Below are 25,441 nucleotides of genomic sequence, written 5' to 3'. Positions count from 1 at the left end.
CTGTAACGGGTGGATTGGCTACTGTCAACATTGACAGGTCGAAGCAGCTAACCGATCAGCGGTCTTGCGTTGATCCGCCTTCAGGGCCGCTTCGCGTCCCAACGGGGATAAATCCCCTCGCCACAAAATTGGATCTGGCGCATGCCAATGTGGGAGCGAGCTTGCTCGCGATAGCGCAGTGTCAGCCAGATCACTGTTGACTGATCCACCGCCATCGCGAGCCTGCTCGCTCCCGCATGGAACTGGGTTCGTTTTTCTTACCGTTACTCCAACCGTAACGATCCAGCGCTGAGCTTGATTGATGCATCTGCCACGACGCTCCTAATGTGACCCCCACGACAGCGAACCCGTGGAGTGGTCATGACAACAACAATATCCCCCGACTCGCGCTGGACGCGGCGGCGCGGCGAAAAGCAGCGGCGTCTCGAACTGGTGAAGGGGCTTGCCGACGGTGTGGTGTTGCCCACCGACAAAATCGTCGCGGCGCTGGAGGCGTTGATCCTGCCGGGCGATCGCGTGGTACTGGAGGGCAATAACCAGAAGCAGGCGGACTTTCTGTCGCGCTCTCTGGCCAGAGTCGATCCGGTGAAGCTGCACGACCTGCACATGATCATGCCCAGCGTCGGCCGTTCCGAGCACCTCGATCTGTTCGAACGAGGTATCGCCCGAAAGCTGGATTTCTCCTTCGCCGGCACCCAGAGCCTGCGCATCAGCCAGTTGCTGGAAGACGGCCTGCTGGAAATCGGCGCCATCCACACCTACATCGAGCTGTATGCGCGACTGGTGGTGGACCTGATCCCCAACGTGGTGCTCTCGGCCGGTTTCATGGCTGACCGCGCCGGCAATATCTACACCGGCCCCAGCACCGAAGACACCCCGGCATTGATCGAGCCGGCGGCCTTCAGCGACGGCATTGTCATTGTCCAGGTCAACCAGTTGGTGGACGACGTCAGCGACCTGCCGCGAGTCGATATCCCGGCGTCCTGGGTCGATTTTGTGGTGGTGGCCGACAAGCCGTTCTACATCGAGCCGCTGTTCACCCGCGACCCACGGCACATCAAGCCTGTTCATGTGTTGATGGCGATGATGGCGATCCGTGGCATCTATGAAAAACACAACGTCCAGTCCCTCAACCACGGCATCGGTTTCAACACCGCCGCCATCGAACTGATCCTGCCGACCTACGGCGAGTCCCTCGGCCTGAAGGGCAAGATCTGCCGTAACTGGACCCTCAATCCTCACCCCACCCTGATTCCGGCCATCGAAAGCGGTTGGGTCGAAAGCGTGCATTGCTTCGGCACCGAGCTGGGCATGGAAAACTATATCGCTGCGCGACCGGATGTGTTCTTCACCGGCCACGACGGCTCGCTGCGTTCCAACCGCATGGTCTGCCAACTGGCCGGGCAATACGCGGTGGACCTGTTCATCGGCGCGACGCTGCAAGTGGACGGCGACGGCCATTCCTCAACGGTGACCCGCGGCCGGTTGGCCGGGTTCGGTGGTGCGCCGAACATGGGCCATGATCCGCGTGGTCGCCGCCACGGCACGCCGGCCTGGCTCGATATGCGCCACGGCGATGGCGAGGCACCGTTGCTCGAACGTGGCAAGAAACTGGTGGTGCAGATGGTCGAGACGTTCCAGGAGGGCGGCAAGCCGACCTTCGTCGAGACCCTGGACGCGGTGGACGTGGCGAAGAAAGCCGGCATGCCTCTGGCGCCGATCATGATCTATGGCGATGACGTGACCCATCTGCTCACCGAAGAAGGCATCGCCTACCTGTACAAGGCTCGCTCCCTGCAAGAGCGTCAGGCGATGATCGCAGCCGTGGCCGGGGTCACCGCCATCGGCCTGCGCCACGACCCGAAAGACACCGCGCGCCTGCGTCGCGAAGGGTTGGTCGCCTTGCCCGAAGACCTCGGCATCCGTCGCACCGACGCCACCCGCGAGTTGCTCGCAGCCAAGAGCGTGGCCGACCTGGTGCAATGGTCCGGTGGCCTCTACAACCCGCCCGCCAAGTTCAGGAGCTGGTAAATGCACGCACTCGACTGGCAACCCAAGACACTTTCGCTACCTGAGCGTCTTGCCGATCTGGCGGTGGACGCGCTGATCGACGAGGCCGACCTGTCACCCAAGCCGGCCCTGGTGGATCGGCGCGGCAATGGCGCCCATACCGATCTGCACCTGGGGATGATGCATGCTTCGGCGCTGTCGCTGTGGCCGTTCTTCAAGGAAATGGCCGAAGCCGCCATCGATTGCGGCGAGGTCGGCCTTAACCTGCGCGAAGCCCTCGGGCAGATCGGGCGGGACGGTGAAACGGCGATGCTCGCCACCACGGGCGGCGTGAACACCCATCGTGGCGCGATCTGGGCCTTGGGCCTGTTGGTCGCTGCGACGGCGCTGGAGCCCGGTTCCAATGGGCCGGGCGCAGTCACGCTCAGGGCCGCCCGCCTGGCCTTGCTCGACGATCGCTACGCGCCCAGGCCGTTGAGCCATGGTGCTCAAGTAGCCCAGCGCTACGGCGTGCGCGGGGCTCGGGAGGAGGCGCAACTGGCTTTCCCAGCCGTCACTGGCCTGGGCCTGCCGCAACTCAAGCGCAGTCGCGCAGCAGGAACCGGCGAGCAGAACGCCCGGCTCGATGCCTTGCTGGCGATCATGACCACCCTGGCCGACACCTGCGTGCTCTATCGCGCTGGCGAGTCGGGCCTGCGGGCCATGCAGCAGGGTGCCCGGGCGGTGCTCGATGCCGGGGGCAGCGCGAGCCTGGGTGGCCGTCGCCAGTTGCATCGGCTGGATCAACAATTGATTGCGTTGAATGCCTCGCCGGGGGGCGCAGCGGACCTGCTGGCCGCCTGCCTGTTCCTTGACCGCATCGAGCGCGGCGATGGCTTCTACCGGGGAGTGTGCTGATGGAAACCTTATCCTTTGAATTCCCCGCCGGGCAGCCGCCACGGGGCCGCGCGCTGGTGGGCTGTGTCGGTTCCGGCGACCTGGAGGTGCTGATCGAGCCCGGGATGGCGGGCAAGCTGACCATCCAGGTGCAGACCTCGGTCAACGGTAGCGGGCAACGCTGGCAGCACCTGTTCGCTCGCATGTTCGACGGCCAGATGCCGCCGGCGATGACAATCGACATCCATGACTTCGGCGCGACGCCTGGTGTGGTACGCCTGCGCCTGGAACAGGGCTTCGAGGAGATCGGCCATGAGTGACAGCGCAGCGTTGCTGAATAAACACAGTTTCGTCGAGCTCGGTGCGCGGCAACGAGCCAAGGCCCTGCTCGATGACGGTACGTTCCGTGAACTGCTCGACCCGTTCCAGCGAATCATGTCGCCGTGGCTGCTGCGCCAGGGTGTGGTGCCGCAAAGCGACGATGGCGTGGTGATCGCCAAGGGTTGCCTCGATGGCCTGCCGGTGGTGATCGCCGCCATCGAAGGCGCGTTCCAGGGCGGCAGCCTCGGCGAGGTCGGCGGGGCGAAAATCGCCGGTGCGCTGGAGCTGGCGGCCGAAGACAACCGCAAGGGCATCCCGACTCGCGCGGTGCTGCTGCTGGAAACCGGTGGCGTGCGTTTGCAGGAGGCCAACCTCGGGCTGGCTGCCATTGCCGAGATCCATTCGGCGATTGTCGACCTGCGCCAGTACCAGCCGGTGGTGGGTGTGGTGGCCGGCAGCGTCGGTTGTTTTGGCGGCATGTCCATCGCCGCCGGGTTGTGCAGCTACCTGCTGGTGACCCAGGAAGCGCGGCTGGGCCTCAATGGCCCGCAAGTGATCGAGCAGGAAGCGGGGATCGATGAATACGACTCTCGCGACCGGCCGTTCATCTGGAGCCTGACCGGCGGCGAACAGCGTTTCGCCACGGGCCTGGTAGACCGTTACGTGGCCGATGATGTGGCGCAGATTCGCCAGCAGGTCGGTCAGCTGCTGCACCTGGGAGTGCCCGCCGAATACCGCAGCGGCCAGGCCGAGCTGTTCCTGCAACGCCTGGCGCGGCTGGACACTGAAGTGCAAATCGAGCCGGCGACGGTTCGTCAGCTGTATCAGGGAGAACGCCCATGAGTTCGTATTCATTGAGAGGCTTGCGCTGGTTCGAGGCCCTGAGTGGCGGTGCCGAGCCGCTACAAGGCCTGCCTGCTTCATTGAAAGTGGCCGATGTCAGGCTGGCTGGGCATGACGTTCGCCTGCTGGCGGTGGTGGCCGATCCCGACAGTCGCTTTCCCCGTGCTCGCAGCGGTGAGGTCGGTTTGCTGGAGGGCTGGGGGCTGGCCAAGGCAGTGGATGACGCCATCGCCGCGGACCGCGATGCGTCCGGCAAGCGTGCCTTGGTCGCCATTGTCGACGTGCCCAGCCAGGCCTATGGCCGGCGCGAAGAAGCCCTTGGCATTCATCAGGCCCTGGCGGGGGCGGCGGACAGCTATGCCCGTGCCCGGTTGGCCGGGCATCCGGTGATCGGCCTGCTGGTGGGCAAGGCAATGTCCGGAGCCTTCCTGGCCCACGGTTATCAGGCCAACCGGCTGATCGCCCTGCGCGATCCGGGGGTGATGGTCCATGCCATGGGCAAGGCATCCGCGGCGCGGGTGACGCTGCGCAGCGTCGAAGAGCTGGAAGCCCTGGCCGCCAGCGTGCCGCCTATGGCCTATGACATCGACAGCTACGCCAGCCTGGGGCTGTTATGGGAAACCCTGGAAGTCGAGCGTATCGAACAGCCATCGGCGGCCGATCTGGCGCGGGTGAGCGATTGCCTGCAGCAGGCGATCAATGATCTTGCCGGTGCGCCTCGAGACTTGAGCAGCCGTCTGGGGGCGCCTCATCGGGCGGCCTCCAGTATGGTTCGCCAGTTGTTGAGAGCGCAGTGGTGAGCCACCTCATGGCCCACGACCTGCTCTGGGGGATGACCCCGCAGCGGTTGCCTGCGGATGCACCAGCCTGGGTTGTCGAGATCCTGGGCCTCGGGCAGCCGGTGGTGGTGCGCAGGGCGACGAGCGCTGCGGGATACGTCGCGGTAGGCGTGCGCGGGCAATCCCGGGAGCAACGTTATGCCACGACTATGCCGGTGGCGGCGATCCAACGCCGGGTGCGCCCCGAGGACCTGTGTCACATCGAAAGCCGTCGCGACCTGCCTGCCTTGCAGGCACTGTCCCGACTGCGTCCGTTGCTCGACGCCAGCGGTTGGACCTGGGGCATCGGTGGTAGCGCCGGGTTCGAGCTCGCCAGCGGCGTCGAGGCATTGCATGAGGGCAGCGACCTGGATTTGATCCTGCGCACACCAAGCCCCTTGGATCGCCTTCGGGCCAGGGAACTACTGGCGCAACTGGACGGCTCGGCATGCACCGTGGACATGCAATTGCAGACCCCCTGCGGTGCCGTCGCCTTGCGCGAGTGGGCGGGCGTGTCGCGCCGGGTCTTGCTCAAGGATGACGTTCAGGCACGGCTGGTGAGCGATCCCTGGCAGTCGACGCGGGAGCAGGTCGCATGAGCAGCCTGTTGGTGTTTCCCGGCCAAGGTGCGCAACGAGCCGGCATGCTCCACGGGCTGTCGCCGCAAGTCTTGGATGAGGCGAGTGATGCCCTCGGCGAAGACGTGTTGCAACTGGACAATGCCGAGGCGTTGAAATCGACCCGCGCCGTGCAACTGTGCCTGTTGATCGTCGGCGTGGCGGCTTCCCGGCGCTTGCTGGAGCAGGCGCCTGCGCCGGACTACGTGGCGGGGCTTTCCATCGGTGCCTATCCGGCGGCGGTGGTGGCCGGTGCGCTGGGGTTCGAGGATGCGTTGCGGCTGGTCAGCCTGCGCGGCGAGCTGATGCAACAGGCGTTTCCCCAAGGCTATGGCATGACCGCCATCATCGGCCTGGACCTCGCCGCGGTGGAGGCATTACTGGCAAGGGTACACAGCGAGCGGACACCGGTTTACCTGGGCAATATCAATGCCGACAACCAGGTGGTCATCGCCGGCAGCGACGAGGCCATGAGTATCGTTGCCCGGGAGGCGCGAAGCCAGGGAGCCGCCAAGGCATGTCGTCTGGCGGTAAGCGTGCCGTCCCACTGCCCGCTGTTGGAGGCGCCGGCCCGCGCCCTGGCCCAGGCCTTCGCCGACGTACCCTTGAAAGCGCCCAGCCTGGGTTATCTCAGCGGCAGTCGCGCCCGGCCGATGGCCAATATCGAGGCCTTGCGCGACGACCTGGCGTTCAACATGTGCCGCGTCGTCGATTGGCGCGGCACGGTGCAAAGCGCCTACGAGCGAGGCGTGCGGCTACAGATCGAACTGCCACCCGGCGCGGTGCTCACCGGCCTGGCGCGCCGGGTGTTCGAGCAGGGCACTGTCATTGCTTTCGACGGGGCTCGGCTCGATACCTTGCAGGCGCTACTGCGTGAGGAGGGCCGCCGCCGACCCTAGACACCGACTCAAGCTGGCGAAGCACAAAAACAACAACTTCGACGATGCACTTTGAGGATTACAACAATGATTATCTACGGTGTGGCATTTCTGGCTTTTTGTACCCTGGCGGGCATCTTCATTGGTGAGCTACTGGGTAAATTGATTGGTGTGCCGGCCAACGTCGGTGGCGTCGGCATTGCGATGCTGCTGTTGATCGGCCTGGGCAGTTACCTGAGCAAACACGGCTTTTTCAAAGGCAAGACCGAAGCCGGCGTCGAGTTCTGGAGTGCGGTCTACATTCCCATCGTGGTGGCCATGGCGGCCCAGCAGAATGTCTACGGAGCGCTCAAGGGGGGGCCGATGGCGGTACTGGCGGGCACCCTGGCCGTGGTGATCGGCTTCGCGATGGTGCCGGTGCTGGTGCGCATTGGCAACAAGGGGCCTGAAGCCAACGTTTCCGTCAAGACGCTCGGGTGATCGCCATGTACGAATCCATGATGAAGGTGATTACCGGGTACGGTCTGATCAGCGGTTTTGCGATTGTCGGCATCACGATGTGGGTGTCGTACTGGATCAGCGACACGTTCACCAGGGGCCGCCTGCACGGCTCGGCCATTGCGATCCTGCTCGGCCTGGTGCTGTCGTACATAGGCGGTGCAATGACCGGTGGACAGAAGGGCGTGGTGGACATCCCGCTGTTATCGGGGATCGGGTTGCTGGGTGGAGCGATGCTGCGGGACTTCGCCATTGTCGCCACGGCGTTCGGCGTGAGTGTCGAGGAACTCAAGCGCGCCGGTTTCGTCGGCGTCCTTGCGCTGTTCGTCGGGGTGGCCACCTCATTCATCGCCGGCGTCGGCGTGGCGATGGCTTTCGGGTACACCGATGCGGTAAGCCTGACCACCATCGGTGCCGGCGCGGTGACCTACATCGTCGGCCCCGTTACCGGCGCCGCCATTGGTGCCAGTTCCGAAGTGATGGCCTTGTCCATCGCCGCAGGCCTGATCAAGGCGATCCTGGTCATGGTGGCGACGCCTTTCGTGGCGCCCCTGATCGGTCTGAACAATCCCCGCAGCGCGGTGATCTTCGGCGGCCTGATGGGCACTTCCAGTGGCGTGGCCGGCGGCCTGGCCGCCACGGATCCGAAGCTGGTGCCCTATGGCTGCCTGACGGCGGCGTTCTATACGGCCCTTGGATGCCTGCTGGGGCCTTCGTTGCTGTTTCTGGTCATGCGGGGATTGATGGGGTAGGGCTTTGGATTTTCGCTGAGCGGGCAGCCCTTGTTGCGAGCAAGCTCGTTCCCACATTGGATCGGCGTTCACATATTCCTTGTGGGAACGAGCTTGCTCGCGATGGGGGACGGCGCGATTTCAGGCCTGGCGATTGGCATACATCCGGCACTCGGCCAATAGCGCCAACAGGTTCGGATCGCGCTCCTTGGCCTTGAGGAACACCAGGCCGATATGTTGCTGCAACCGGTACTTTTCCTGCAAAGGGATCAGCTTCACCCGGTTTTCGTATACCGCTGCGATCCGCCCCGGCAGCAAGGCGTAGCCCACGCCCGAACTGACCATGCTCAACAGGGTGAAGATATCGTTGACCTGCATCGCCACCTTCGGCTCGAAGCCCGCCTGCCTGAACACCCGCACCCCGTCCTGATGAGTGGCGAAACCCTGGGTCAAGGTGATGAACGTCTCGTCGCGCACCTCGGCCAGATCGACTTCGCTGCGTTGGGCAAAGGGAGAATCCGCTGGCGTAGCAAGAAAGATGTCGTCGCAAAACAGCTCGATATGTTCGCAGTCGGGGTCGTTCACGCTGTCGTCCAAGGAGATCAGGATCGCGTCCACCTCCATGTTCTTGAGCTTGTACAACAGGTCGATGTTCGAGCCCAGGATCAGGTCGATATTGAGTTCACTGCGACGGATCTTCAGGCCCATGATCAACTGCGGGACGGTCTTGACCGTCAACGAATACAGCGAACCAAGCTTGAAGCGCTCGGCGGAGAACCCGGCGGCCTCGCGGGTCAGGCGCACGCTGTCGACCACATCCTGGATCAGTTTCTGTGCCCGCTCCTCCAGTACATAGGCACTCTCCAGCGGCGTGAGGTTGCGCCCCTCATGCTTGAACAGCGGACAACGCAGGGCGCTTTCCAGGGAATGAATGGCCCGGTGCACACTGACATTGCTGGTCTGCAGCTCGGCCGCCGCCCGGGCCAGGTTGCCGGTGCGCATGAAGGCCAGGAACACCTCGAGTTTCTTCAGGGTCAATTCTTCGTCGATCAGCATGGGGCGGACTCTTATTCGTATCGCCTGATTGTGCCCCAATTGGCTTCTTTTTAGAGGGAGTCTGTGTGGCGCGGGGATTTATCCCCTCGCCACAGGGGTTCCAACCGGTCCAGACAGCTCGGGCCCAGGGGGAAGCAGCAAACCATTGCACTTTGCAGCGCCAGGCCTGAGCCTTGGCGTCTGTTTTGGAATGTGAGGGGGGATTGGATGTATCACGGGGAACGACTCAACGCCTGGACGCACCTGGTGGGGGCGGTGGCAGCGTTCATCGGTGCGGTGTGGTTGCTGGTGATCGCCGGAATGGCCGGCGATCCCTGGAAGATCGTCAGCGTGGCGATCTATGGCTTTACCTTGCTGGTGCTGTACAGCGCCTCGACCGTCTACCACAGCGTGCGCGGGCGCAAGAAAGCGATCATGCAGAAGGTCGATCATTTTTCGATCTACCTGCTGATCGCTGGCAGTTACACACCCTTTTGCCTGGTGACCCTGCGCGGGCCATGGGGCTGGACCTTGTTCGGGATTGTCTGGGGGCTGGCGCTGATCGGGATCCTGCAGGAGATCAAGCCGCGCTCCGAGGCACGGATCCTGTCCATCGTGATCTATGCCGTGATGGGTTGGATCGTGCTGGTGGCGGTCAAGCCGTTGTTGGCGGCCCTGGGCGGTGCCGGATTCGCCTGGCTGGCCTCGGGTGGAGTGTTGTACACCGTGGGCATTATCTTTTTCGCCCTCGACAGCCGGCTGCGGCATGCCCATGGCATCTGGCACCTGTTCGTGATTGCCGGAAGCCTGCTGCATTTCGTGGCGATCCTGTTCTACGTGCTCTAGGTCCTGTACGAAGTGTCTTGAGACGAGCCCGAGGGGCAAGGCTTTTCGCACAGGGCCTAGGACAAACGATCCAGCTGCTCCTGCGCCCGAGTGGCGAAAATCTCCAGCAGCGCGCCCAGGGCATGTGCCGGCGCCTCGTTGGCCCGGGTCACGGCATACAGCGAAATGGGCAGCGCTGGCGACAGCGGCCGGATGGCCGTGCGACTGGCCGAAGCGCCCAGGGCCGTGAACGGATCGATCACCGCCAAGCCGGTGCCGGCCTCCACCATGGCCCGGGCCAGGGAATAGGTCTGCACGGCGATGCTGACACGTGGTGGCGGCTGGACGGCTTCGAGGTAGTTGTCCAACCGGGCTGACAACGGGTCGGCGCTGGACAGGCCGATCAGCGGCGCGCCTGCCAGCTCCTGCAGCGGCATTGGCCTGCCCAGCGCCGCCTCGGCCCAATGTCCTTTCGGTGCCAGGGCCACCAGCACGCCGCTGGCCAGGACCTGGGCCTTGAATCCGGGATGATCGGGCGGTTGCAGGGTCAGGGCGACATCGATTTCGCGCATCAGCAGGTTCTGCACCAGTTCGCGGCTGTGGGCGCTGGACAATTCACAGGCGATGTCCGGGTAGCGGCCGGTCCACTGGTGGATCGCGGTGGGCAACAACGACAGGGCCAGGGCCGGCGTCGCGCCGATGCGCAAGCGCTGGCCGGGCGCGCGACGCAGGCTCTGGGCCAGCCGACGGACGCCCTGCAGGCTCTCGCTGACCTTGTCGACTTCACGTTCCAGTTCCAGCGCTTCGGGCGTGGGCTGCAGTTTGCCGCGCACTCGCAGGAACAGGGCAAACCCCAGTTGCTGCTCGGCGTGCTGCAAGACCTTGGTCACCGCCGGCTGGGATACGTGCAGCAATTGCGCGGCGCCGCTGATGGTGCCGGCCTGGCGGATGGCCTGGAAAATCTCGATGTGGCGAAGGCGCATGGCGAGCCCATAACCTTTGTCTATAGGTGGTCCATCTTTATTCATTGTCCCGACCCTGTCACCTGCTCCTACTCTCGGGCCATTGGAAACCGGGGCGAGACAGATATGGTTCAGCGGGTTTGTATCATCGGGGGCGGAGTGATCGGGTTGGCGACAGCCTACGCACTGGTGCGCGACGGCATCGACGTGACGCTGGTGGAGGCGCGGGAGACGCTGGGTCGTGAAACCAGTTTCGCCAATGGCGGCCAGTTGTCCTACCGCTACGTCGCGCCCCTGGCGGATGCCGGCGTGCCCTGGCAGGCGCTGGGCTGGATGCTGCGCGGTGATTCGCCGCTCAGGCTGCGACCGCGCCTGGACCCGGCGCAGTGGCGCTGGATGGCCTCGTTCCTGGCCGCCTGCCGGACGTCGATCAACCGTCGCAACGGTGGCCACCTGTTGCGCCTGGCGCTGTTGAGCCAGGCCACGTTGCAGGGCTGGCGCGAGGAGGATCACCTCGACGGTTTCCACTGGCGACGCAACGGCAAGCTGGTGACATTTCGCAATGGCGGACATTTCCAGCGCGCTCGCCAACGGATAACGCAGACGGCCTGTCAGCAGGTGCTGGACGCTGCCGAATGCGCGCGCCTGGAGCCGGCACTGAGCGGCGTGCCCTACGTGGGCGGCATCTACACACCGGATGAGGAAGTCGCTGACTGCCATGCCTTCTGCCTGAGACTGGCGGAGCGTTTGCGCTCATCGGGGCGCTGCGAGTTCCTGCTGGGCCGACCGGTGACCGGCATTCGCCATGCCGGCGACCGGGTGCAGGCCCTCGAGCGGGGTGGGCAATGGCTGCCGGTGGACAACCTGGTGATCGCCGCCGGCCACCGCAGTGGGGCGCTGGGGTTGCCGGGAGTGCCGATGCCCCTTTATCCGCTCAAGGGCTATAGCCTGACCGTGCCGATCGGCGCGCAGCATCGGGCGCCAGAATTGAGCATCACCGATTACGACCGCAAGGTGGTCTACGCTCGCATCGGTGAGCGATTGCGGGTGGCGGCCATGGTGGACATCGTCGGCTTCGACCCGGCGCCGGATCCCCGGCGCCTGGCCCTGATCAGGCGCCAGGCCCGGGAAACCTTCCCCCGGGCCGGCGACTACGAGCACGCCATCGAGTGGGCCGGCATGCGCCCGGCCACGCCCAGTGGCGTGCCGCTGATCGGGGCCACCCGCTACCGCAACCTGTGGCTCAACCTCGGCCATGGCGCGCTGGGTTTCACCCTGGCGTGCGGCAGTGCTCGCCTGCTCAGCGAACTGATTCGCCAGCGCACACCGTCCATCGATTTGCAGGGCCTCACGCCCCGCGCCGCCTGACCCACCCGCAACGGAGAATAACAATGCGAAGAATCACGTTGATCGGCTGCACCCTGAGCCTGCTGTTGGGCGTCCAGGCCCAGGCCACGCAAGCGCCTTCGGGCACCCTGGAAAAGATCGCCAGCAGCCAAGGCATCACCCTGGGCTATCGCGATGCATCGGTGCCGTTTTCCTACATAGGCGACAGCAGCGGTAAACCCATGGGGTATTCGGTGGAACTGGCGAACAGGATCGTCGAGCGCATCAAGACACAGCTGGGGTTGTCGCGACTGGACGTGAAGTACAACCTGGTCACGTCCCAGACCCGTATCCCGCTGGTGCAGAACGGCACTGTGGATCTGGAATGCGGCTCCACCGGGGTCACCGCCGAGCGGCAGAAGCAGGTGGCCTTCTCCTACGGCTTCATCTACGTCAAGGGCCAGTTGCTGACGGCCAGGGACAGTGGCATCCAGCGTTTCGCCGACCTGCGCGGCAAGAACGTGGTCACCACCGCCGGCACCACCAACGAACGTTTCCTGAAAAACTACAACCAGGATAACAAGGCCGAGATGTTCGTCATCAGCGCCAAGGACCATGGCGAAGCGTTCCAGATGCTGGAGACGGGCCGGGCGGCGGCGTTCTACATGGACGATGCGCTGCTGTACGGTGAACGGGCCAAGGCCCGCGATCCGCACAAGTGGGTGGTGGTGGGAGAAGAGCAATCGCGGGAAATCTACAGCTGCATGGTGCGCAAGGACGATCCGCAATTCCTGGCCCTGGTCAACGCGACCCTGGGGGACTTGTACAAGTCAGGCGAGATCAACGCCATCTACGACCGCTGGTTCCAGCAACCGATTCCGCCCAAGGGCCTGAACCTGGAATTCCCGATGACCAATGAGTTGAAGGCGATTATTGCCAGGCCGACCAGTGATCCGGTGCAGTAGGTCGTCCGGATCCCCACGGCTCCACTGTGACTGATCGTTCCCACGCTGGCGCCCGGGAACGCCGCCAGGGAGGCCCCGCGTTCCGCTTCTGGAACGTGGCCCAGAGCCTTGCGGGATGCATTCCCACGTAGAGCGTGGGCGATCGACAGAGGTCTGTCAGAAGTCCCCCCACAACTGCTGTGCCACCGCAAGGGCCACCACCGGCGCGGTTTCGGTGCGCAGCACGCGGGGGCCGAGGCGGGCGGCGTGGTAGCCGGCGGTCTTGGCTTGTTCGACTTCGGCATCCGACAGGCCGCCCTCGGGGCCGATCAGGAATGCCAGTGCCTGCGGTCTGGCGTGGCTGACCAGCGGCTCGGCCACCGGGTGCAGGACCAGCTTCAGTTCGGCCGCGGTCTGCTTCAGCCAATCGGCCAGCAGCAGCGGTGGATGGATCACCGGCACGGTGGAGCGCCCGCACTGCTCGCAAGCGCTGATCGCCACCTGGCGCCAGTGCAGCAGGCGCTTGTCGGCGCGTTCGTCCTTGAGGCGCACTTCGCAGCGCTCGCTGAAAATCGGCGTGATCTCGCTGACCCCCAGTTCCGTGGCTTTCTGAATGGCCCAATCCATGCGCTCGCCCCGGGACAAGCCCTGGCCAAGGTGAATATGCAACGGTGACTCCACCTGGCCGGCGAATTGTTCGTCCAATTGCACCCGCACGCGTTTCTTGCCGACTTCCACCAGGGTGCCGCGAAATTCCTGACCGGAGCCGTCGAACACCTGCAGCGCATCGCCTTCGGCCATGCGCAGCACCCTGCCGATGTAGTGGGCCTGGGCTTCGGGCAGTTCGTGGTCACCGAGGCTCAAGGGGGAGTCGATGAAGAAGCGGGACAGTCTCATTTCGAATCTCTGCAAAAGTTAACGGTGCCATGGGGGCGGCACCTGTGGCGAGGGGATTCATCCCCTCGCCACCACGGTGTTCTCGCCAATGGAATCGAGGGCTCAGCCCGGGTCACGGAACCCAGGGTGGAAGTCCTTGGGCACCGCCACGCTGACCGTGTCCCGGGTGGCGATGTCGATGCCTTCGCTGGCGACCTGCGCCAGGAAATCGATCTGCTCCGGGGTGATGACATACGGCGGCAGGAAATACACCACGCTGCCCAGCGGACGCAGCAACGCACCGCGCTCCAGGGCATGCTGGAACACTGTCAGGCCGCGCCGCTCCTGCCATGGGTAGGCGGTCTTGCTGGCCTTGTCCTTGACCATCTCGATGGCCAGCACCATGCCGGTCTGGCGTACTTCGGCCACGTTCGGGTGGTCGGCCAGGTGCGCGGTGGCACTCGCCATGCGCTGGGCCAGCACCTTGTTGTTTTCGATGACGTTGTCTTCTTCGAAGATGTCCAGCGTCGCCAGGGCAGCCGCGCAGGCCAGGGGGTTGCCCGTGTAGCTGTGGGAATGCAGGAAGGCGCGCAGGGTCGGGTAGTCGTCGTAGAAGGCGCCGTAGACGTCGTCGGTGGTAAGACACGCCGCCAATGGCAGGTAGCCGCCGGTCAGGGCCTTGGACAGGCAGAGGAAGTCCGGGGTGATACCGGCCTGTTCACAGGCGAACATCGTCCCGGTACGGCCGAAGCCGACGGCGATCTCGTCGTGGATCAAGTGGACGCCATAACGATCGCACGCTTCGCGCAGCAGCTTCAGGTACACCGGGTGATACATGCGCATGCCGCCGGCGCCCTGGATCAGCGGCTCGACAATCACCGCGGCCACGCTGTCGTGGTGCTCGGCGAGGGTCTGTTCCATGGCGGCGAACATTGCCCGTGAATGTGCTTCCCAGCTCATGCCCTCGGGCCTGTGATAGCAGTCGGGGCTCGGCACCTTGAGGGTGTCCAGCAGCAATGCCTTGTAGGTTTCGGTGAACAGCGGCACATCGCCCACCGACATCGCCGCGATGGTTTCGCCGTGGTAGCTGTTGCTCAGGGTCACGAAGCGCTTCTTGCCGGGCTGGCCACGATTGACCCAGTAGTGAAAGCTCATCTTCATCGCCACTTCGATGCAGGACGAGCCGTTATCGGCGTAGAAGCACCGCGTCAGGCCTTCAGGTGTCATGCCCACCAGGCGTTCGGACAGCTCGATCACCGGCTGATGGCTGAAACCGGCGAGAATCACATGCTCCAGCTGATCGACCTGATCCTTGATCCGCTGATTGATCCGTGGATTGGCATGGCCGAATACATTGACCCACCAGGAGCTGACGGCGTCGAGGTATCGCTTGCCTTCGAAGTCTTCCAGCCACACGCCCTCACCACGCTTGATGGGGATCAGCGGCAGTCGTTCGTGGTCTTTCATCTGGGTGCAGGGATGCCACAGCACCGCGAGATCGCGTTGCATCCACTGGTTATTCAGGCCCATGTACAGTCTCCTCGAGGCGGCTCGCGGCGGGCGCGGGCAAAACAATCGGGCAAGCCTATGCAATGGCGGCCCTGCGGACAACCCATTGTGTCGTTGCCGCTACTTTGTGCGAGGCGATAGACGCCGCTGGCGGCGCTTTGATGGCTGACGTATTCTTCGCCGTTCTCTGAGCCGGCTGGCTCGTAAACAGAAGTTTTCCCTGGTTTTTATTCCGGAGTTTGCAGAATGTCTGCTGGTTGGCTGCGCGCGTGTGCGTTGATGATGCTGGTGATGGTGGGGCTGGGGCTGGGCAGCGTTTCGGCGTCGGCCAAGGATAAACAACCGACGGCCATCGTCATCGGCGGCGGCCTGGCGGGGTTGACCGCAGCTTATGAACTGCAGAACAAAGGCTGGGGCGTAACGCTGCTGGAGGCCCGGCCGAGCCTGGGCGGTCGTTCGGGCATGGCCACCAGCGAGTGGATCGGCAACGACAAGACCCAACCGGTGCTGAACAACTACGTGTCGACCTTCAAGCTGGGCACCACGCCGGCACCCGAATTCGTGCGCACTCCCAGCTACCTGATCGACGGCACTTATTTCACCGCTGCGGACCTTGCGACCAAGCAGCCGGCCACCGCCGAAGCCCTCAAGCGCTACGAGAGCACCCTGGACGACCTGGCGCGCTCCATCGAAGATCCACAAAACCCGACGGCCACCAGTACGTTGCATTCCCTGGACCAGATCACCGTGTCCAACTGGCTCGACCGACTGCAGTTGCCGGCCACCGCGCGGCAGTTGGTGAACCAGCAGATCCGTACTCGCTATGACGAACCGTCGCGCCTGTCCCTGCTGTATTTCGCCCAGCAGACCCGGGTCTATCGCGGTGTCTCCGACCGTGACCTGCGCGCATCGCGCCTGTTGGGCGGTAGCCCGGTACTGGCCCAGGCCTTCGTCAAGCAGCTGAAAACCATCAAGACCAACTCGCCCGTATCGGCGATTTCCCAGGACAAGGATGGCGTGACCGTCAAGGTCGGCAGCGTCGGCTACCAGGCTGACTATGTGGTGCTGGCGGTGCCGCTGCGGGCCCTGAACAAGATCCAGCTGACCCCGGCCCTGGACGCCCAGCACCTGGCTGCGATCAAGGGCACCAACTACGGCTGGCGCGACCAGATCATGCTCAAGTTCAAGACTCCGGTCTGGGACAGCAAGGCACGTATGTCGGGCGAGATCTACAGCAACACCGGCCTGGGCATGATGTGGATCGAGCCGGCCCTCAAGGGCGGCGCCAACGTGGTGATCAACCTGTCCGGCGACAATGCCCGGGTAATGCAGGCCTTTGGTGACAAACAGATGGTCGACCAGGTGCTGATCCGCCTGCATGCGTTCTACCCGCAGGCCCGCGGGGCGTTCACCGGCTACGAGATCCGCCGCTACAGCACCGACCCTTCTACGGGCGGCTCGTACCTGGCCTATGGCCCGGGACAGATCAGCAAGTTCTGGCGCTTGTGGGAAAAGCCATTGCAACGCGTAGCCTTTGCCGGCGAACACACCGATGCCCTGTATCCGGGCACCCTGGAAGGCGCGTTGCGCAGCGGCCAGCGGGCGGCCAGCCAGGTGCAGGACCTTGCGGCGGGCAAGTCGTTTGAACCGGCCAAGGTCGCACCGGCTGCGACGGCGGCAGCAGCGGCAGGTGCGGTGGCAGCGAAGAAAGGCAACTTCTTCACCAACCTGTTCGGTGGCTCGGATGACGAGAAGAAACCAGAGCCGGTCAAGGCGCCTGAGCCGGTAGCGCCTGCTCCAACGCCTGCGCCGGCACCCGTCCCAGCACCTGCACCGGCGGAGCCACCAGCGCCTGCTCCGGCGAAAGTTGAGCCCAAGAAATCAGCGACCAAACCGGCAGCAAAAAAACCAGCCACCAAAGCCCCCGCCAAAAAAGCCCCGGCCAAGGCTCCGGTGAAAAAGACTGAACCGGTGAAGAAACCCGCAACGAAGCCAGCAGCGACTACTGAGACGAAGGTTCAGTAATGGTCAGGTAGAGAGAACGCGACTCAAGGACCCCATGTGCTTCACTTAAGGTGATCGATAAACCCATGGCGAGGGAGCTTGCTCCCGCTGGGCCGCGAAGCGGCCCCAAAACCTGGCAAATGCGGAGCATCAGATACCCCGCACCCGCCGGTTTACGATTGCTTCACAGCCAAGCGGGAGCAAGCTCCCTCGCCGCAGGCCCATCATTTTCCTTAAGTGAACCGCATTGGGGTCATGGGCGCTTTTTTTTTTCCAGGTCTAGCGTACCGGCGCCGCTCAATAAGCACTACCTCCTACACGCCTTGGTGATATTTCGGAAACTTCCCACTCTTTAAACAGAAGCAGGCGATAGAGTGCACCAAGACTATAATTCTAGGCTCCTCGAAAAACAGGAGTGCGTATGAAAATACTAATGGCGAGGGCCGTTAGCTCAATGTACGGGTGCGTGTATGGCGAATGTCGGATCCACTTATGATTCCGGTTATTCCAAAACAAGACCCTAAAGTGGCGTACAGATGAACGTTTCCCCCCTATGAGCACGAATGCTCGGTGAGCTAATAATTAAAATTTTTGGTCTCGTGAAGGAGTAAGGCATGAAACCGATGGCGACTTTATTATTGTTTCTAATTCTCTCCGGTAGCGGCTGTACTGATGGTCGTATGATACTTAAGAAACACGACCCTCAATTGAAATACAGATGCGATATGGATCCTTATAGACCTGAATGCGCCGCCACTTGAGGTTTAGGGTAGGATTCTACAAGGGCGGTAGCGAAAAAGACCAAGTATAGACTTCCACATCCTCGAACCAAATCTTGACCCGTTTAGGCTTTGAGAAACGTCCCGGGACGAAGCCAAAGCGAGCCCAGCAAAGATTCCCTGTTCGCTTGTCAAAAATGACAAGGTTGCCATCATCCTGCATGTTCATACAGGAGTTGTACCAAAGAGATTTGTCTGTGCTGTGGGTGCTTTCGGCGATCCATAATCGCCGTCTAGACGGATCATAAAGAAAGCCGCTGTTGCTGACGACGAATTGTAAAGATTCACGCATTCTCCTTGGATATAACGTAATGCTGTAAGGTTGTTTATCACCAGCGGTCCAAATAATTGCTTCGCGATCCTTGATTACCAGATTTCCATCGGCCTGTAATATCAATCGGAAACGCCCATTGTTGGATTTTAGGTATTGTCCCGGCGACATCGTTTGATTAGGAGGTAGTTGCGGCGAACCGCTAGCTTTGAAAGGGGTATAACGAACAGCCATTTTGCTCACCTTGTTCAATGAGTTGTTGAGCGCTCATTTGATCAAGCGCAGAGGTGGAAATGGCGATACATATATATTGCGTGGTAAAAATAGCTGGGCGGTGATGGCCCCCGACGCGCTCTGCTGCAGGAGCGAGCCTGCTTGCAGTGAGGCCTTGCAGACCTCCAACGGTTGCTTGATCCCCTCACCATAACCTGCCGTTTCTCCCTTTAATCTTTCCTTAACCCACCCCACCCAGACTCATGATCGTATTTCTCGATATTTCAAAGCAAAAATTTCCGCTTTAAATCGATAGATAACTCGCTAGTCTTGGTAACAGTTCTTACAGGATATGAGCAATGCAGCTACGCAACTCTTCTTCTCGCTATGGCTGGGTCAGCATCGTCATGCACTGGGGTGTAGCGCTGGTGGTGTACGGATTGTTCGCCCTGGGGCTGTGGATGGTTGGACTGGACTACTACAGCAGCTGGCGTAAAGACGCACCGGACCTGCACAAGAGCATTGGGCTGGTGCTGCTGGCGGTGATGCTGCTGCGGGTGGTCTGGCGTTTTGTCAGCCCACCGCCACCGACCCTGGACACCTATGGGCGCATGACCCGTATTGGTGCAAAGCTCGGTCATAGTGCCCTGTATCTCGGGTTGTTTGCCGTGATGTTTGCCGGTTACCTGATTTCCACCGCAGACGGTGTCGGGATTCCGGTGTTTGGTTTGTTTGAAGTTCCCGCGCTGGTGTCCGGACTGCCCGATCAGGCAGACGTCGCCGGCCAGATCCACCTGTACCTGGCATGGGCGCTGGTAATTTTTTCCGGCCTCCATGCGTTGGCAGCATTGAAGCACCACTTTATCGACCGTGACGCGACCCTCAAGCGCATGCTGGGACGCCAAGCCTGATGTTCAACCTCGACTCCAAAGGAATAGAAAGCATGTTGAAAAAGACGCTCGCCGCCCTGGCAATCGGTTCCGCTCTGCTGACCGCCGGTCAGGCCATGGCTGCCGACTACGTGGTCGACAAGGAAGGCCAGCACGCCTTCGTCGACTTCAAGATCAGCCACCTGGGCTATAGCTACATCACCGGTACCTTCAAGGATATCGACGGCAAGTTCAGCTTCGACGCCGCCAAGCCTGAAGACAGCAAGATCGAGTTCAACGTCCGCACCGCCAGCGTGTTCACCAATCACGCCGAGCGTGACAAGCATATCGCCAGTGGCGATTTCCTCAATGTGAGCAAGTTCGGCGATGCCAAGTTCGTCTCCACCAGCGTCAAGCCCACCGGCAAGAACGCCGATGGCAAGCAAACCGCTGACGTTGCCGGCGACCTGACCCTGCTGGGCGTGACCAAGCCGATCGTGGTCAAGGCCACGTTCCTGGGTGAAGGCAAGGATCCTTGGGGCGGCTACCGTGCCGGCTTCGAAGGCACCACCAGCATCAAGCGTTCCGACTTCGGCAAGCAGAAGGACCTGGGTCCATCTTCCGATGTGGTCGAGCTGTACGTGACGTTCGAAGGTGTCAAGGCGAAGTAAGATTCGCATGCGATAAAAAAGCCCCTGATCTCGCGATCAGGGGCTTTTTTTCGGCCTGGGAAAACTCAGCGATTGCGGGTCAGCAACGCAGGTTTTTCGCCCCGTGGGCGGCTTGGCAACTGGTCCAGCTGTTCAGGCGTCGGGAAGCGATCGAGCTTCGATTCCTTGTGCATGATTTTCGGCTGGTTGCTGCGAGGGTTCTGCACGGCAGGTTCCTGGCGGGCCTGGTCATCGCGGGCCGGGCGGCGCGGGCGGGAGTCTTCGCGACGGGCCTGACCATCACGGGAACCGCCGCTACGTGGGCCGCTGCGCTTGCCCGACGGGTTGCCGCTGGAAGGGCCGCTGCCATTGCGCGGACCGTTCTGGCGGCCCTGGGACTGGCCGCGTGGGGCGCCTGCGCCAGCGCCTTGGGCCGGTGCGCCCGGACGGCGACCGCGACCCTGGGCCGGTTTCTGCTGAGGCACGTAGTCGACGCGGTTGCCGAAGTTATCGATTTCGTCGTCCAGGAACTCGTCCGGGGCACGATCGGCAGCGGCGCGAGGAACCTGGCGCTGCGGCTCACGGGCCGGGGTGCCTTCGCGAGGCTTCTGCTCGCGGGCCGGACGTTCGCCACGACCATTGCTGGCCGGTTTTTCCTTGCCCTTGTCCTTGCCTTTATCCTTGCGACCGCCACCGCCGCCATTCGGGCCGTCGCCCCGCGGGCCGCGTGGATTGCGTGGGTTGCGTACGTCAGGACGCTCGCGCACTTCAGGCTTCTCGGCCTCGATGGTGCTGGCATCGAAGCCCATCAGATCACCGTCAGGGATCTTCTGCTTGGTCATGCGCTCGATGCTCTTGAGCAGCTTCTCTTCGTCCGGGGCGACCAGCGAAATCGCTTCGCCCGAACGACCGGCCCGGCCGGTACGACCGATACGGTGCACATAGTCTTCATCGACGTTCGGCAGCTCGAAGTTGACCACGTGGGGCAACTGGTCGATGTCCAGGCCGCGGGCGGCGATGTCGGTGGCAACGAGGATGCGTACTTCGCCGGCCTTGAAGTCGGCCAGGGCCTTGGTGCGGGCGTTCTGGCTCTTGTTGCCGTGGATCGCCACGGCGGGCAGGCCATGCTTGTCCAAGTACTCGGCCAGGCGGTTGGCGCCGTGCTTGGTGCGGGTGAACACCAGGACCTGTTCCCACGCCCCCGTGGTGATCAGGTGTGCCAGCAGCGCACGCTTGTGGCTGGCGGGCAGGCGGAACACCCGTTGCTCGATACGCTCGACCGTAGTGTTCGGCGGCGTGACTTCGATGCGCTCCGGGTTGTGCAGCAGTTTGCCGGCCAGGTCGGTGATGTCCTTGGAGAACGTCGCCGAAAACAGCAGGTTCTGGCGCTTGGCGGGCAGGCGGGCCAGGACTTTCTTCACGTCATGGACAAAGCCCATGTCGAGCATGCGGTCGGCTTCGTCCAGTACCAGGATCTCGACGTGGGACAGGTCGACGCTGCCCTGGCCAGCCAGGTCCAGGAGGCGGCCGGGGCAGGCCACCAGTACGTCGACGCCACGGGCCATGGCCTGGACCTGAGGGTTCATGCCGACGCCGCCGAAAATGCAGGCGCTGACGAATTTCAGGTCGCGAGCGTAGATCTTGAAGCTCTCGTGCACCTGGGCGGCCAGTTCGCGGGTTGGGGTCAGGACCAGTACACGCGGTTGGCGCGGACCGTGACGCTGGGATTTGTCTGGGTGACCGTTGGGAAATAGCCGCTCCAGGATCGGAAGGGCGAAACCGCCAGTCTTACCAGTACCTGTCTGTGCTGCGACCATCAGGTCGCGACCTTGCAACACGGCGGGGATGGCCCGCTGTTGCACCGGGGTAGGCTGGGTGTAGCCGGCGGCCTCGATGGCGCGGACTAAAGCCTCGGAGAGACCGAGGGAAGCAAAGGACATGAGCAATCCTGTATTAGTGAGGGCCTGGCCCAAGGGATGTCTTGCCTGGCGCGAATGACGTTCAACAAGAAGACGTCATCCCGTCCGGTCCTGCCGGGTCTGGAAGACAGCTCCGGACAAGGCTCGCGCGGGCTGGAAGCTGCGCTGTAGCGGTGTCGGGATGCCTTTCGCAAGACCGGGCGTCCGGGCGTGAGCCTGGCGGGAAGGGGCGAGTATAACAGAGCAATCGCCGTGCGTTGCTTTCCTGCTGCTCAACGGCTGATTTCAGCGTCGCACCGGTTGTGGCGGTGCGGCCTGGGGCGCAAGGGCGGTGTCATAACGGGCGCTCAGTTCGGCGTAGCCCGGTTCGCGCTTGAAGCGCTTGAGCTCGGCACTGAAGCGTTGCACCAGTAAATCCATCCCGGCCTTGCGGCGCACCGCCAGGTATTGGCTCTGGCGGCTCACCACTGTCGGGTTTTCGCTGATCTGGTCACCCAGTTGCATCTGCTTGAGCAGGTGGCGGCCCACTCGACGGTCAGTAATGAGCAGGTCGATCCGGCCCAGCTGCAACTTGCCGAAATTGGCTTCGTGGGTGGGCGCCGTTTCACGCCTGAACTGGGTCGACTCCCGGAAGGCCTGGCTGTAGAGATAGCCGGGAGAGGTGCCGACAGTGAGGCCGTTCAGGTCATCGAGCGTGCGAAACGGATGGGGCCGGGCGTTGGCATGGAATATCACGAATTCGACTTCCGACAACGGTTCACTGGGGTATAGCAGAAGGGCATCGCGTTCGTCGCTGCGAAAGATGTCCAGCGCACCATCGGCCAGCCCCTGCTCCAGCATCGCCAGGCAGCGTTTCCAGGGAAGGAGCTGCCATTCGACATCGATCCCCAGCCGCTTGAATACGATGGCGGTGGTTTCGTAGTCCAGGCCCATGAGCTTGCCACCTTCCTCATAGACATAAGGCGCCCAGGGCTCGGTGACAATGCGCAACTTCTCGGCCCGGACAGCCAGGCTCAGGCAGGAGAGAAAGAGGACGGTCAGCAGCTGGGCAATGACGGGCATGGCCTGAGGTTACGACGAGTGCCTATCAAATAGCTAGAGCGCTCTGGCACGAGGGTTGGGCTTTCGTTCAGGACAGGTCGTGGGCGTTGGAAGTCATCGGATGAAAAAGGCCCTGGTGTTCACCAGGGCCTGTCACAGCGCCACTTCGTCGTATCAACGCGGCAGCTTGAGGTTGTTCCAGATGGCGAGGCTGGGCTCGGCCTGGTTCAGGGTGTAGAAGTGCAGCCCCGGCGCCCCGCCTTGCAGCAGACGCTCGCACATTTGCGTGATGACTTCCTCGCCGAAGCTTTGGATGCTCGAAGAGTCGTCGCCGTAGGCTTCCAGCTGCTTGCGAATCCAGCGTGGGATTTCCGCACCGCATGCGTCGGAGAAGCGCGCCAGCTTGCTGTAGTTGGTGATAGGCATGATTCCCGGTACGACAGGAATATCCACGCCCAGTCTGCGCACGCGCTCGACGAAGTAGAAGTAGCTGTCGGCGTTGAAGAAATACTGGGTGATCGCACTGTTGGCGCCGGCGTTGGCCTTGCGCACGAAGTTGAGCAGATCGTCTTCGAAATTGCGTGCCTGTGGATGCATCTCCGGATAGGCGGCCACTTCGATGTGGAAGTGATCGCCGGTTTCTTCGCGGATGAAGCTCACCAGGTCGTTGGCATGGCGCAGTTCGCCGCTGGCCATGCCCATGCCCGAGGGCAGGTCGCCGCGCAGGGCGACGATACGCTCGATGCCGGCAGCCTTGTACTGGGTCAACAGGCTGCGCAGGTCATCCTTGCTGTCACCAACGCAGGACAGGTGGGGGGCGGCGGGGATTTTGACTTCGCTTTCGAGCTGCAACACGGTGTTCAGGGTGCGGTCGCGGGTCGAGCCGCCGGCGCCATAGGTGCAGGAGAAGAAGTCGGGGTTGTAGCTGGCCAGCTGGCGCGCAGTGGCGATCAGTTTTTCATGCCCAGCATCGGTCTTCGTCGGGAAGAACTCGAAGCTGTAGCGACGTTCTTGGGACATGGTCGGGCTCCCAGCGACAAGCTGCAAGCGACAAGCTGCAAGAGGGCGGGGCGCCGTATTCTTGTGCTTTAGACTTGCAGCTCATGGCTGCGTAATAGCGATGAAGAAGTAAGCTCCAAGCCCCCAGTCGCAAGTAAACACACCGCTCTTACTTGCCGTTTGGGACTTGAAGCTTGCAGCTGCTGTCAGTACCTGTAAGCGTGCGGCTTGAACGGGCCTTCGACGGTGACGCCGATGTAGTCAGCCTGTTGCTTGGTCAGCTTGGTGACCACGCCGCCGAAACCGCGGACCATTTCCAGGGCCACTTCTTCGTCGAGTTTCTTGGGCAGCACTTCCACGGTCAGGCGTTCGGCTTTCTGGGCCGGCGGCAGGTCGGCGTACTTCTGGCCGAACAGGAAGATCTGGGCCAGGACCTGGTTGGCGAACGAGCCGTCCATGATGCGGCTTGGGTGGCCGGTGGCGTTGCCCAGGTTGACCAGGCGGCCTTCGGCCAGCAGGATCAGGTAGTCGTCGTTCTGCGGATCGAAGCTACCGGCGCCGGTGCGATGAACCTTGTGCACCTGTGGCTTCACTTCTTCCCATGCCCAGTTCTTGCGCATGAAGGCGGTGTCGATTTCATTGTCGAAGTGGCCGATGTTGCAGACCACGGCGCGCTTCTTCAGAGCCTTGAGCATGTTGGCGTCGCAGACGTTGACGTTGCCGGTGGTGGTCACGATCAGGTCGATCTTGCCCAGCAGTGCCTTGTCGATGCTGGCCTCGGTGCCATCGTTGTTGCCGTCGATGAATGGCGAGACCACTTCGAAACCGTCCATGCAGGCTTGCATGGCGCAGATCGGGTCCACTTCGGACACCTTGACGATCATGCCTTCCTGGCGCAGGGACTGGGCCGAACCCTTGCCCACGTCACCGTAGCCGATCACCAGGGCCTGCTTGCCCGACAGCAAGTGGTCGGTGCCGCGCTTGATGGCGTCGTTCAGGCTGTGACGGCAGCCGTACTTGTTGTCGTTCTTGCTCTTGGTCACCGAGTCGTTGACGTTGATGGCCGGGATCTTCAGCTCGCCCTTGGCCAGCATGTCCAGCAGGCGGTGCACGCCGGTGGTGGTTTCCTCGGTCACGCCATGGACCTTGTCCAGTACGGCTGGGTATTTCTTGTGCAGCAGCTCGGTCAGGTCGCCGCCGTCGTCGAGAACCATGTTGGTGTCCCATGGCTGGCCATCCTTGAGGATGGTCTGCTCCAGGCACCATTCATATTCCTGCTCGGTCTCGCCTTTCCAGGCGAACACCGGGATACCGGCTGCGGCGATGGCGGCAGCGGCCTGGTCCTGGGTCGAGAAGATGTTGCAGGACGACCAGCGCACTTCGGCACCCAGGGCTACCAGGGTTTCGATCAGCACGGCGGTCTGGATGGTCATGTGGATGCAGCCGAGGATCTTCGCGCCCTTGAGCGGCTGTTCGCCGGCATACTTGCGACGCAGGCCCATCAGGGCTGGCATTTCGGATTCGGCGATGATGATTTCGCGACGACCCCAGGCGGCCAGGGACATATCGGCGACTTTGTAATCGGTAAAAGCTGCAGGCGTGATGACAGCGCTCATGAAGAGCCTCC

General features: G+C 62.7%; 24 protein-coding genes. 15 read left to right on the top strand and 9 right to left on the bottom strand.

Going from position 1 to position 25,441, the window contains the following annotated elements:
- The first annotated feature begins 360 nt into the window (after nt 1–360).
- The 9 genes from mdcA to madM all read left to right on the top strand — a co-directional run bounded on the left by mdcA (nt 361) and on the right by madM (nt 7,613).
- Nucleotides 361–2,031 carry a malonate decarboxylase subunit alpha gene (gene mdcA / locus AC1M7R_RS09390; RefSeq protein WP_165888089.1) on the top strand — a complete coding sequence of 557 codons (1,671 nt, stop codon included), beginning with the start codon at nt 361–363 and terminating at the stop codon, nt 2,029–2,031.
- On the top strand, nt 2,032–2,907 hold the full coding sequence (locus tag AC1M7R_RS09385) for a triphosphoribosyl-dephospho-CoA synthase (RefSeq protein WP_072390157.1): 876 nt from the start codon (nt 2,032–2,034) through the stop codon (nt 2,905–2,907). It abuts the gene before it with no gap.
- The gene (locus AC1M7R_RS09380; RefSeq protein WP_072390154.1) at nt 2,907–3,206 is read left to right on the top strand and encodes a malonate decarboxylase subunit delta; all 300 of its coding nucleotides are present in this window, start codon (nt 2,907–2,909) and stop codon (nt 3,204–3,206) included. The genes AC1M7R_RS09385 and AC1M7R_RS09380 overlap by 1 nt, the downstream gene beginning before the upstream one ends.
- Complete coding sequence (locus AC1M7R_RS09375) at nt 3,199–4,050, top strand: biotin-independent malonate decarboxylase subunit beta (protein ID WP_490610373.1); 852 nt, start codon at nt 3,199–3,201, stop codon at nt 4,048–4,050. Before AC1M7R_RS09380 ends, AC1M7R_RS09375 begins: the two co-directional genes overlap by 8 nt.
- On the top strand, nt 4,047–4,850 hold the full coding sequence (mdcE, locus tag AC1M7R_RS09370; protein ID WP_072390148.1) for a biotin-independent malonate decarboxylase subunit gamma: 804 nt from the start codon (nt 4,047–4,049) through the stop codon (nt 4,848–4,850). Before AC1M7R_RS09375 ends, mdcE begins: the two co-directional genes overlap by 4 nt.
- Nucleotides 4,844–5,467: a malonate decarboxylase holo-ACP synthase gene (locus AC1M7R_RS09365; protein ID WP_256327608.1), complete on the top strand. Its 624-nt coding sequence runs from the start codon at nt 4,844–4,846 to the stop codon at nt 5,465–5,467. Before mdcE ends, AC1M7R_RS09365 begins: the two co-directional genes overlap by 7 nt.
- Nucleotides 5,464–6,384, top strand: coding sequence for a malonate decarboxylase subunit epsilon (gene mdcH / locus AC1M7R_RS09360; RefSeq protein WP_490610372.1), 921 nt, complete (start codon nt 5,464–5,466; stop codon nt 6,382–6,384). The genes AC1M7R_RS09365 and mdcH overlap by 4 nt, the downstream gene beginning before the upstream one ends.
- 66 nt (nt 6,385–6,450) lie before the next feature.
- Nucleotides 6,451–6,843: a malonate transporter subunit MadL gene (madL, locus tag AC1M7R_RS09355; RefSeq protein ID WP_072430883.1), complete on the top strand. Its 393-nt coding sequence runs from the start codon at nt 6,451–6,453 to the stop codon at nt 6,841–6,843.
- A 5-nt stretch (nt 6,844–6,848) separates the two neighbouring features.
- Entirely contained in the window at nt 6,849–7,613 is a 765-nt protein-coding gene (madM, locus tag AC1M7R_RS09350; RefSeq protein WP_072458594.1) for a malonate transporter subunit MadM, read from the top strand.
- Between the two features lie 120 nt (nt 7,614–7,733).
- Here madM and AC1M7R_RS09345 read toward each other — a convergent pair whose 3' ends face one another.
- Complete coding sequence (locus tag AC1M7R_RS09345) at nt 7,734–8,648, bottom strand: LysR family transcriptional regulator (RefSeq protein WP_072430882.1); 915 nt, start codon at nt 8,646–8,648, stop codon at nt 7,734–7,736.
- Nucleotides 8,649–8,855: 207 nt separating this feature from the next.
- On the opposite strand from AC1M7R_RS09345, the gene trhA reads away from it, so the two are divergent.
- On the top strand, nt 8,856–9,473 hold the full coding sequence (trhA, locus tag AC1M7R_RS09340) for a PAQR family membrane homeostasis protein TrhA (RefSeq protein ID WP_072390132.1): 618 nt from the start codon (nt 8,856–8,858) through the stop codon (nt 9,471–9,473).
- A gap of 56 nt (nt 9,474–9,529) precedes the next feature.
- Here trhA and AC1M7R_RS09335 read toward each other — a convergent pair whose 3' ends face one another.
- A complete protein-coding gene (locus AC1M7R_RS09335; protein ID WP_490610371.1) occupies nt 9,530–10,435 on the bottom strand; it encodes a LysR substrate-binding domain-containing protein in 906 nt (301 codons plus the stop codon).
- A gap of 105 nt (nt 10,436–10,540) precedes the next feature.
- Here AC1M7R_RS09335 and AC1M7R_RS09330 point away from each other — a divergent pair, with 105 nt between their 5' ends.
- Both AC1M7R_RS09330 and AC1M7R_RS09325 read left to right on the top strand, forming a co-directional pair.
- Complete coding sequence (locus AC1M7R_RS09330; protein WP_072390126.1) at nt 10,541–11,782, top strand: D-amino acid dehydrogenase; 1,242 nt, start codon at nt 10,541–10,543, stop codon at nt 11,780–11,782.
- Nucleotides 11,783–11,805: 23 nt separating this feature from the next.
- Nucleotides 11,806–12,705, top strand: a complete 900-nt coding sequence (locus AC1M7R_RS09325; RefSeq protein WP_072458583.1) for a transporter substrate-binding domain-containing protein — start codon at nt 11,806–11,808, stop codon at nt 12,703–12,705.
- 156 nt (nt 12,706–12,861) lie between these two features.
- On the opposite strand, the gene AC1M7R_RS09320 is transcribed toward AC1M7R_RS09325, so the two are convergent.
- A complete protein-coding gene (locus AC1M7R_RS09320) occupies nt 12,862–13,581 on the bottom strand; it encodes a 16S rRNA (uracil(1498)-N(3))-methyltransferase (RefSeq protein WP_072390120.1) in 720 nt (239 codons plus the stop codon).
- Between the two features lie 102 nt (nt 13,582–13,683).
- Nucleotides 13,684–15,090: an adenosylmethionine--8-amino-7-oxononanoate transaminase gene (locus AC1M7R_RS09315; RefSeq protein ID WP_072390117.1), complete on the bottom strand. Its 1,407-nt coding sequence runs from the start codon at nt 15,088–15,090 to the stop codon at nt 13,684–13,686.
- A gap of 225 nt (nt 15,091–15,315) precedes the next feature.
- Between AC1M7R_RS09315 and AC1M7R_RS09310 the strand changes: the two genes are divergently transcribed.
- The gene (locus AC1M7R_RS09310; protein WP_490610370.1) at nt 15,316–17,094 is read left to right on the top strand and encodes a flavin monoamine oxidase family protein; all 1,779 of its coding nucleotides are present in this window, start codon (nt 15,316–15,318) and stop codon (nt 17,092–17,094) included.
- Between the two features lie 756 nt (nt 17,095–17,850).
- On the opposite strand, the gene llpB is transcribed toward AC1M7R_RS09310, so the two are convergent.
- Nucleotides 17,851–18,357 carry a lectin-like bacteriocin LlpB gene (gene llpB, locus AC1M7R_RS09305; RefSeq protein WP_072390111.1) on the bottom strand — a complete coding sequence of 169 codons (507 nt, stop codon included), beginning with the start codon at nt 18,355–18,357 and terminating at the stop codon, nt 17,851–17,853.
- Between the two features lie 338 nt (nt 18,358–18,695).
- On the opposite strand from llpB, the gene AC1M7R_RS09300 reads away from it, so the two are divergent.
- Together AC1M7R_RS09300 and AC1M7R_RS09295 are read left to right on the top strand one after the other, a co-directional pair.
- Nucleotides 18,696–19,247 (top strand): cytochrome b, encoded by a 552-nt coding sequence (locus AC1M7R_RS09300; protein WP_072390108.1) that lies wholly within the window; start codon nt 18,696–18,698, stop codon nt 19,245–19,247.
- Nucleotides 19,248–19,279: 32 nt separating this feature from the next.
- Nucleotides 19,280–19,876: a YceI family protein gene (locus tag AC1M7R_RS09295; RefSeq protein WP_072390105.1), complete on the top strand. Its 597-nt coding sequence runs from the start codon at nt 19,280–19,282 to the stop codon at nt 19,874–19,876.
- 65 nt (nt 19,877–19,941) lie between these two features.
- Here AC1M7R_RS09295 and rhlE2 read toward each other — a convergent pair whose 3' ends face one another.
- The 4 genes from rhlE2 to ahcY form a co-directional block, all read right to left on the bottom strand.
- Complete coding sequence (rhlE2, locus tag AC1M7R_RS09290) at nt 19,942–21,795, bottom strand: RNA helicase RhlE2 (protein ID WP_072390102.1); 1,854 nt, start codon at nt 21,793–21,795, stop codon at nt 19,942–19,944.
- Nucleotides 21,796–22,059: 264 nt separating this feature from the next.
- Nucleotides 22,060–22,836: a substrate-binding periplasmic protein gene (locus AC1M7R_RS09285; RefSeq protein ID WP_072390099.1), complete on the bottom strand. Its 777-nt coding sequence runs from the start codon at nt 22,834–22,836 to the stop codon at nt 22,060–22,062.
- A 153-nt stretch (nt 22,837–22,989) separates the two neighbouring features.
- Nucleotides 22,990–23,835 (bottom strand): methylenetetrahydrofolate reductase [NAD(P)H], encoded by an 846-nt coding sequence (gene metF / locus AC1M7R_RS09280; protein WP_072390096.1) that lies wholly within the window; start codon nt 23,833–23,835, stop codon nt 22,990–22,992.
- Nucleotides 23,836–24,020: 185 nt separating this feature from the next.
- Nucleotides 24,021–25,430 carry an adenosylhomocysteinase gene (gene ahcY / locus AC1M7R_RS09275; protein ID WP_072390093.1) on the bottom strand — a complete coding sequence of 470 codons (1,410 nt, stop codon included), beginning with the start codon at nt 25,428–25,430 and terminating at the stop codon, nt 24,021–24,023.
- Nucleotides 25,431–25,441: the final 11 nt, after the last annotated feature.

The organism is Pseudomonas sp. MS01C9, from assembly GCF_058202755.1.
The sequence above is the reverse complement of the archived record's forward strand: the minus strand, read 5'-3'. Positions and strand labels throughout refer to the sequence as shown.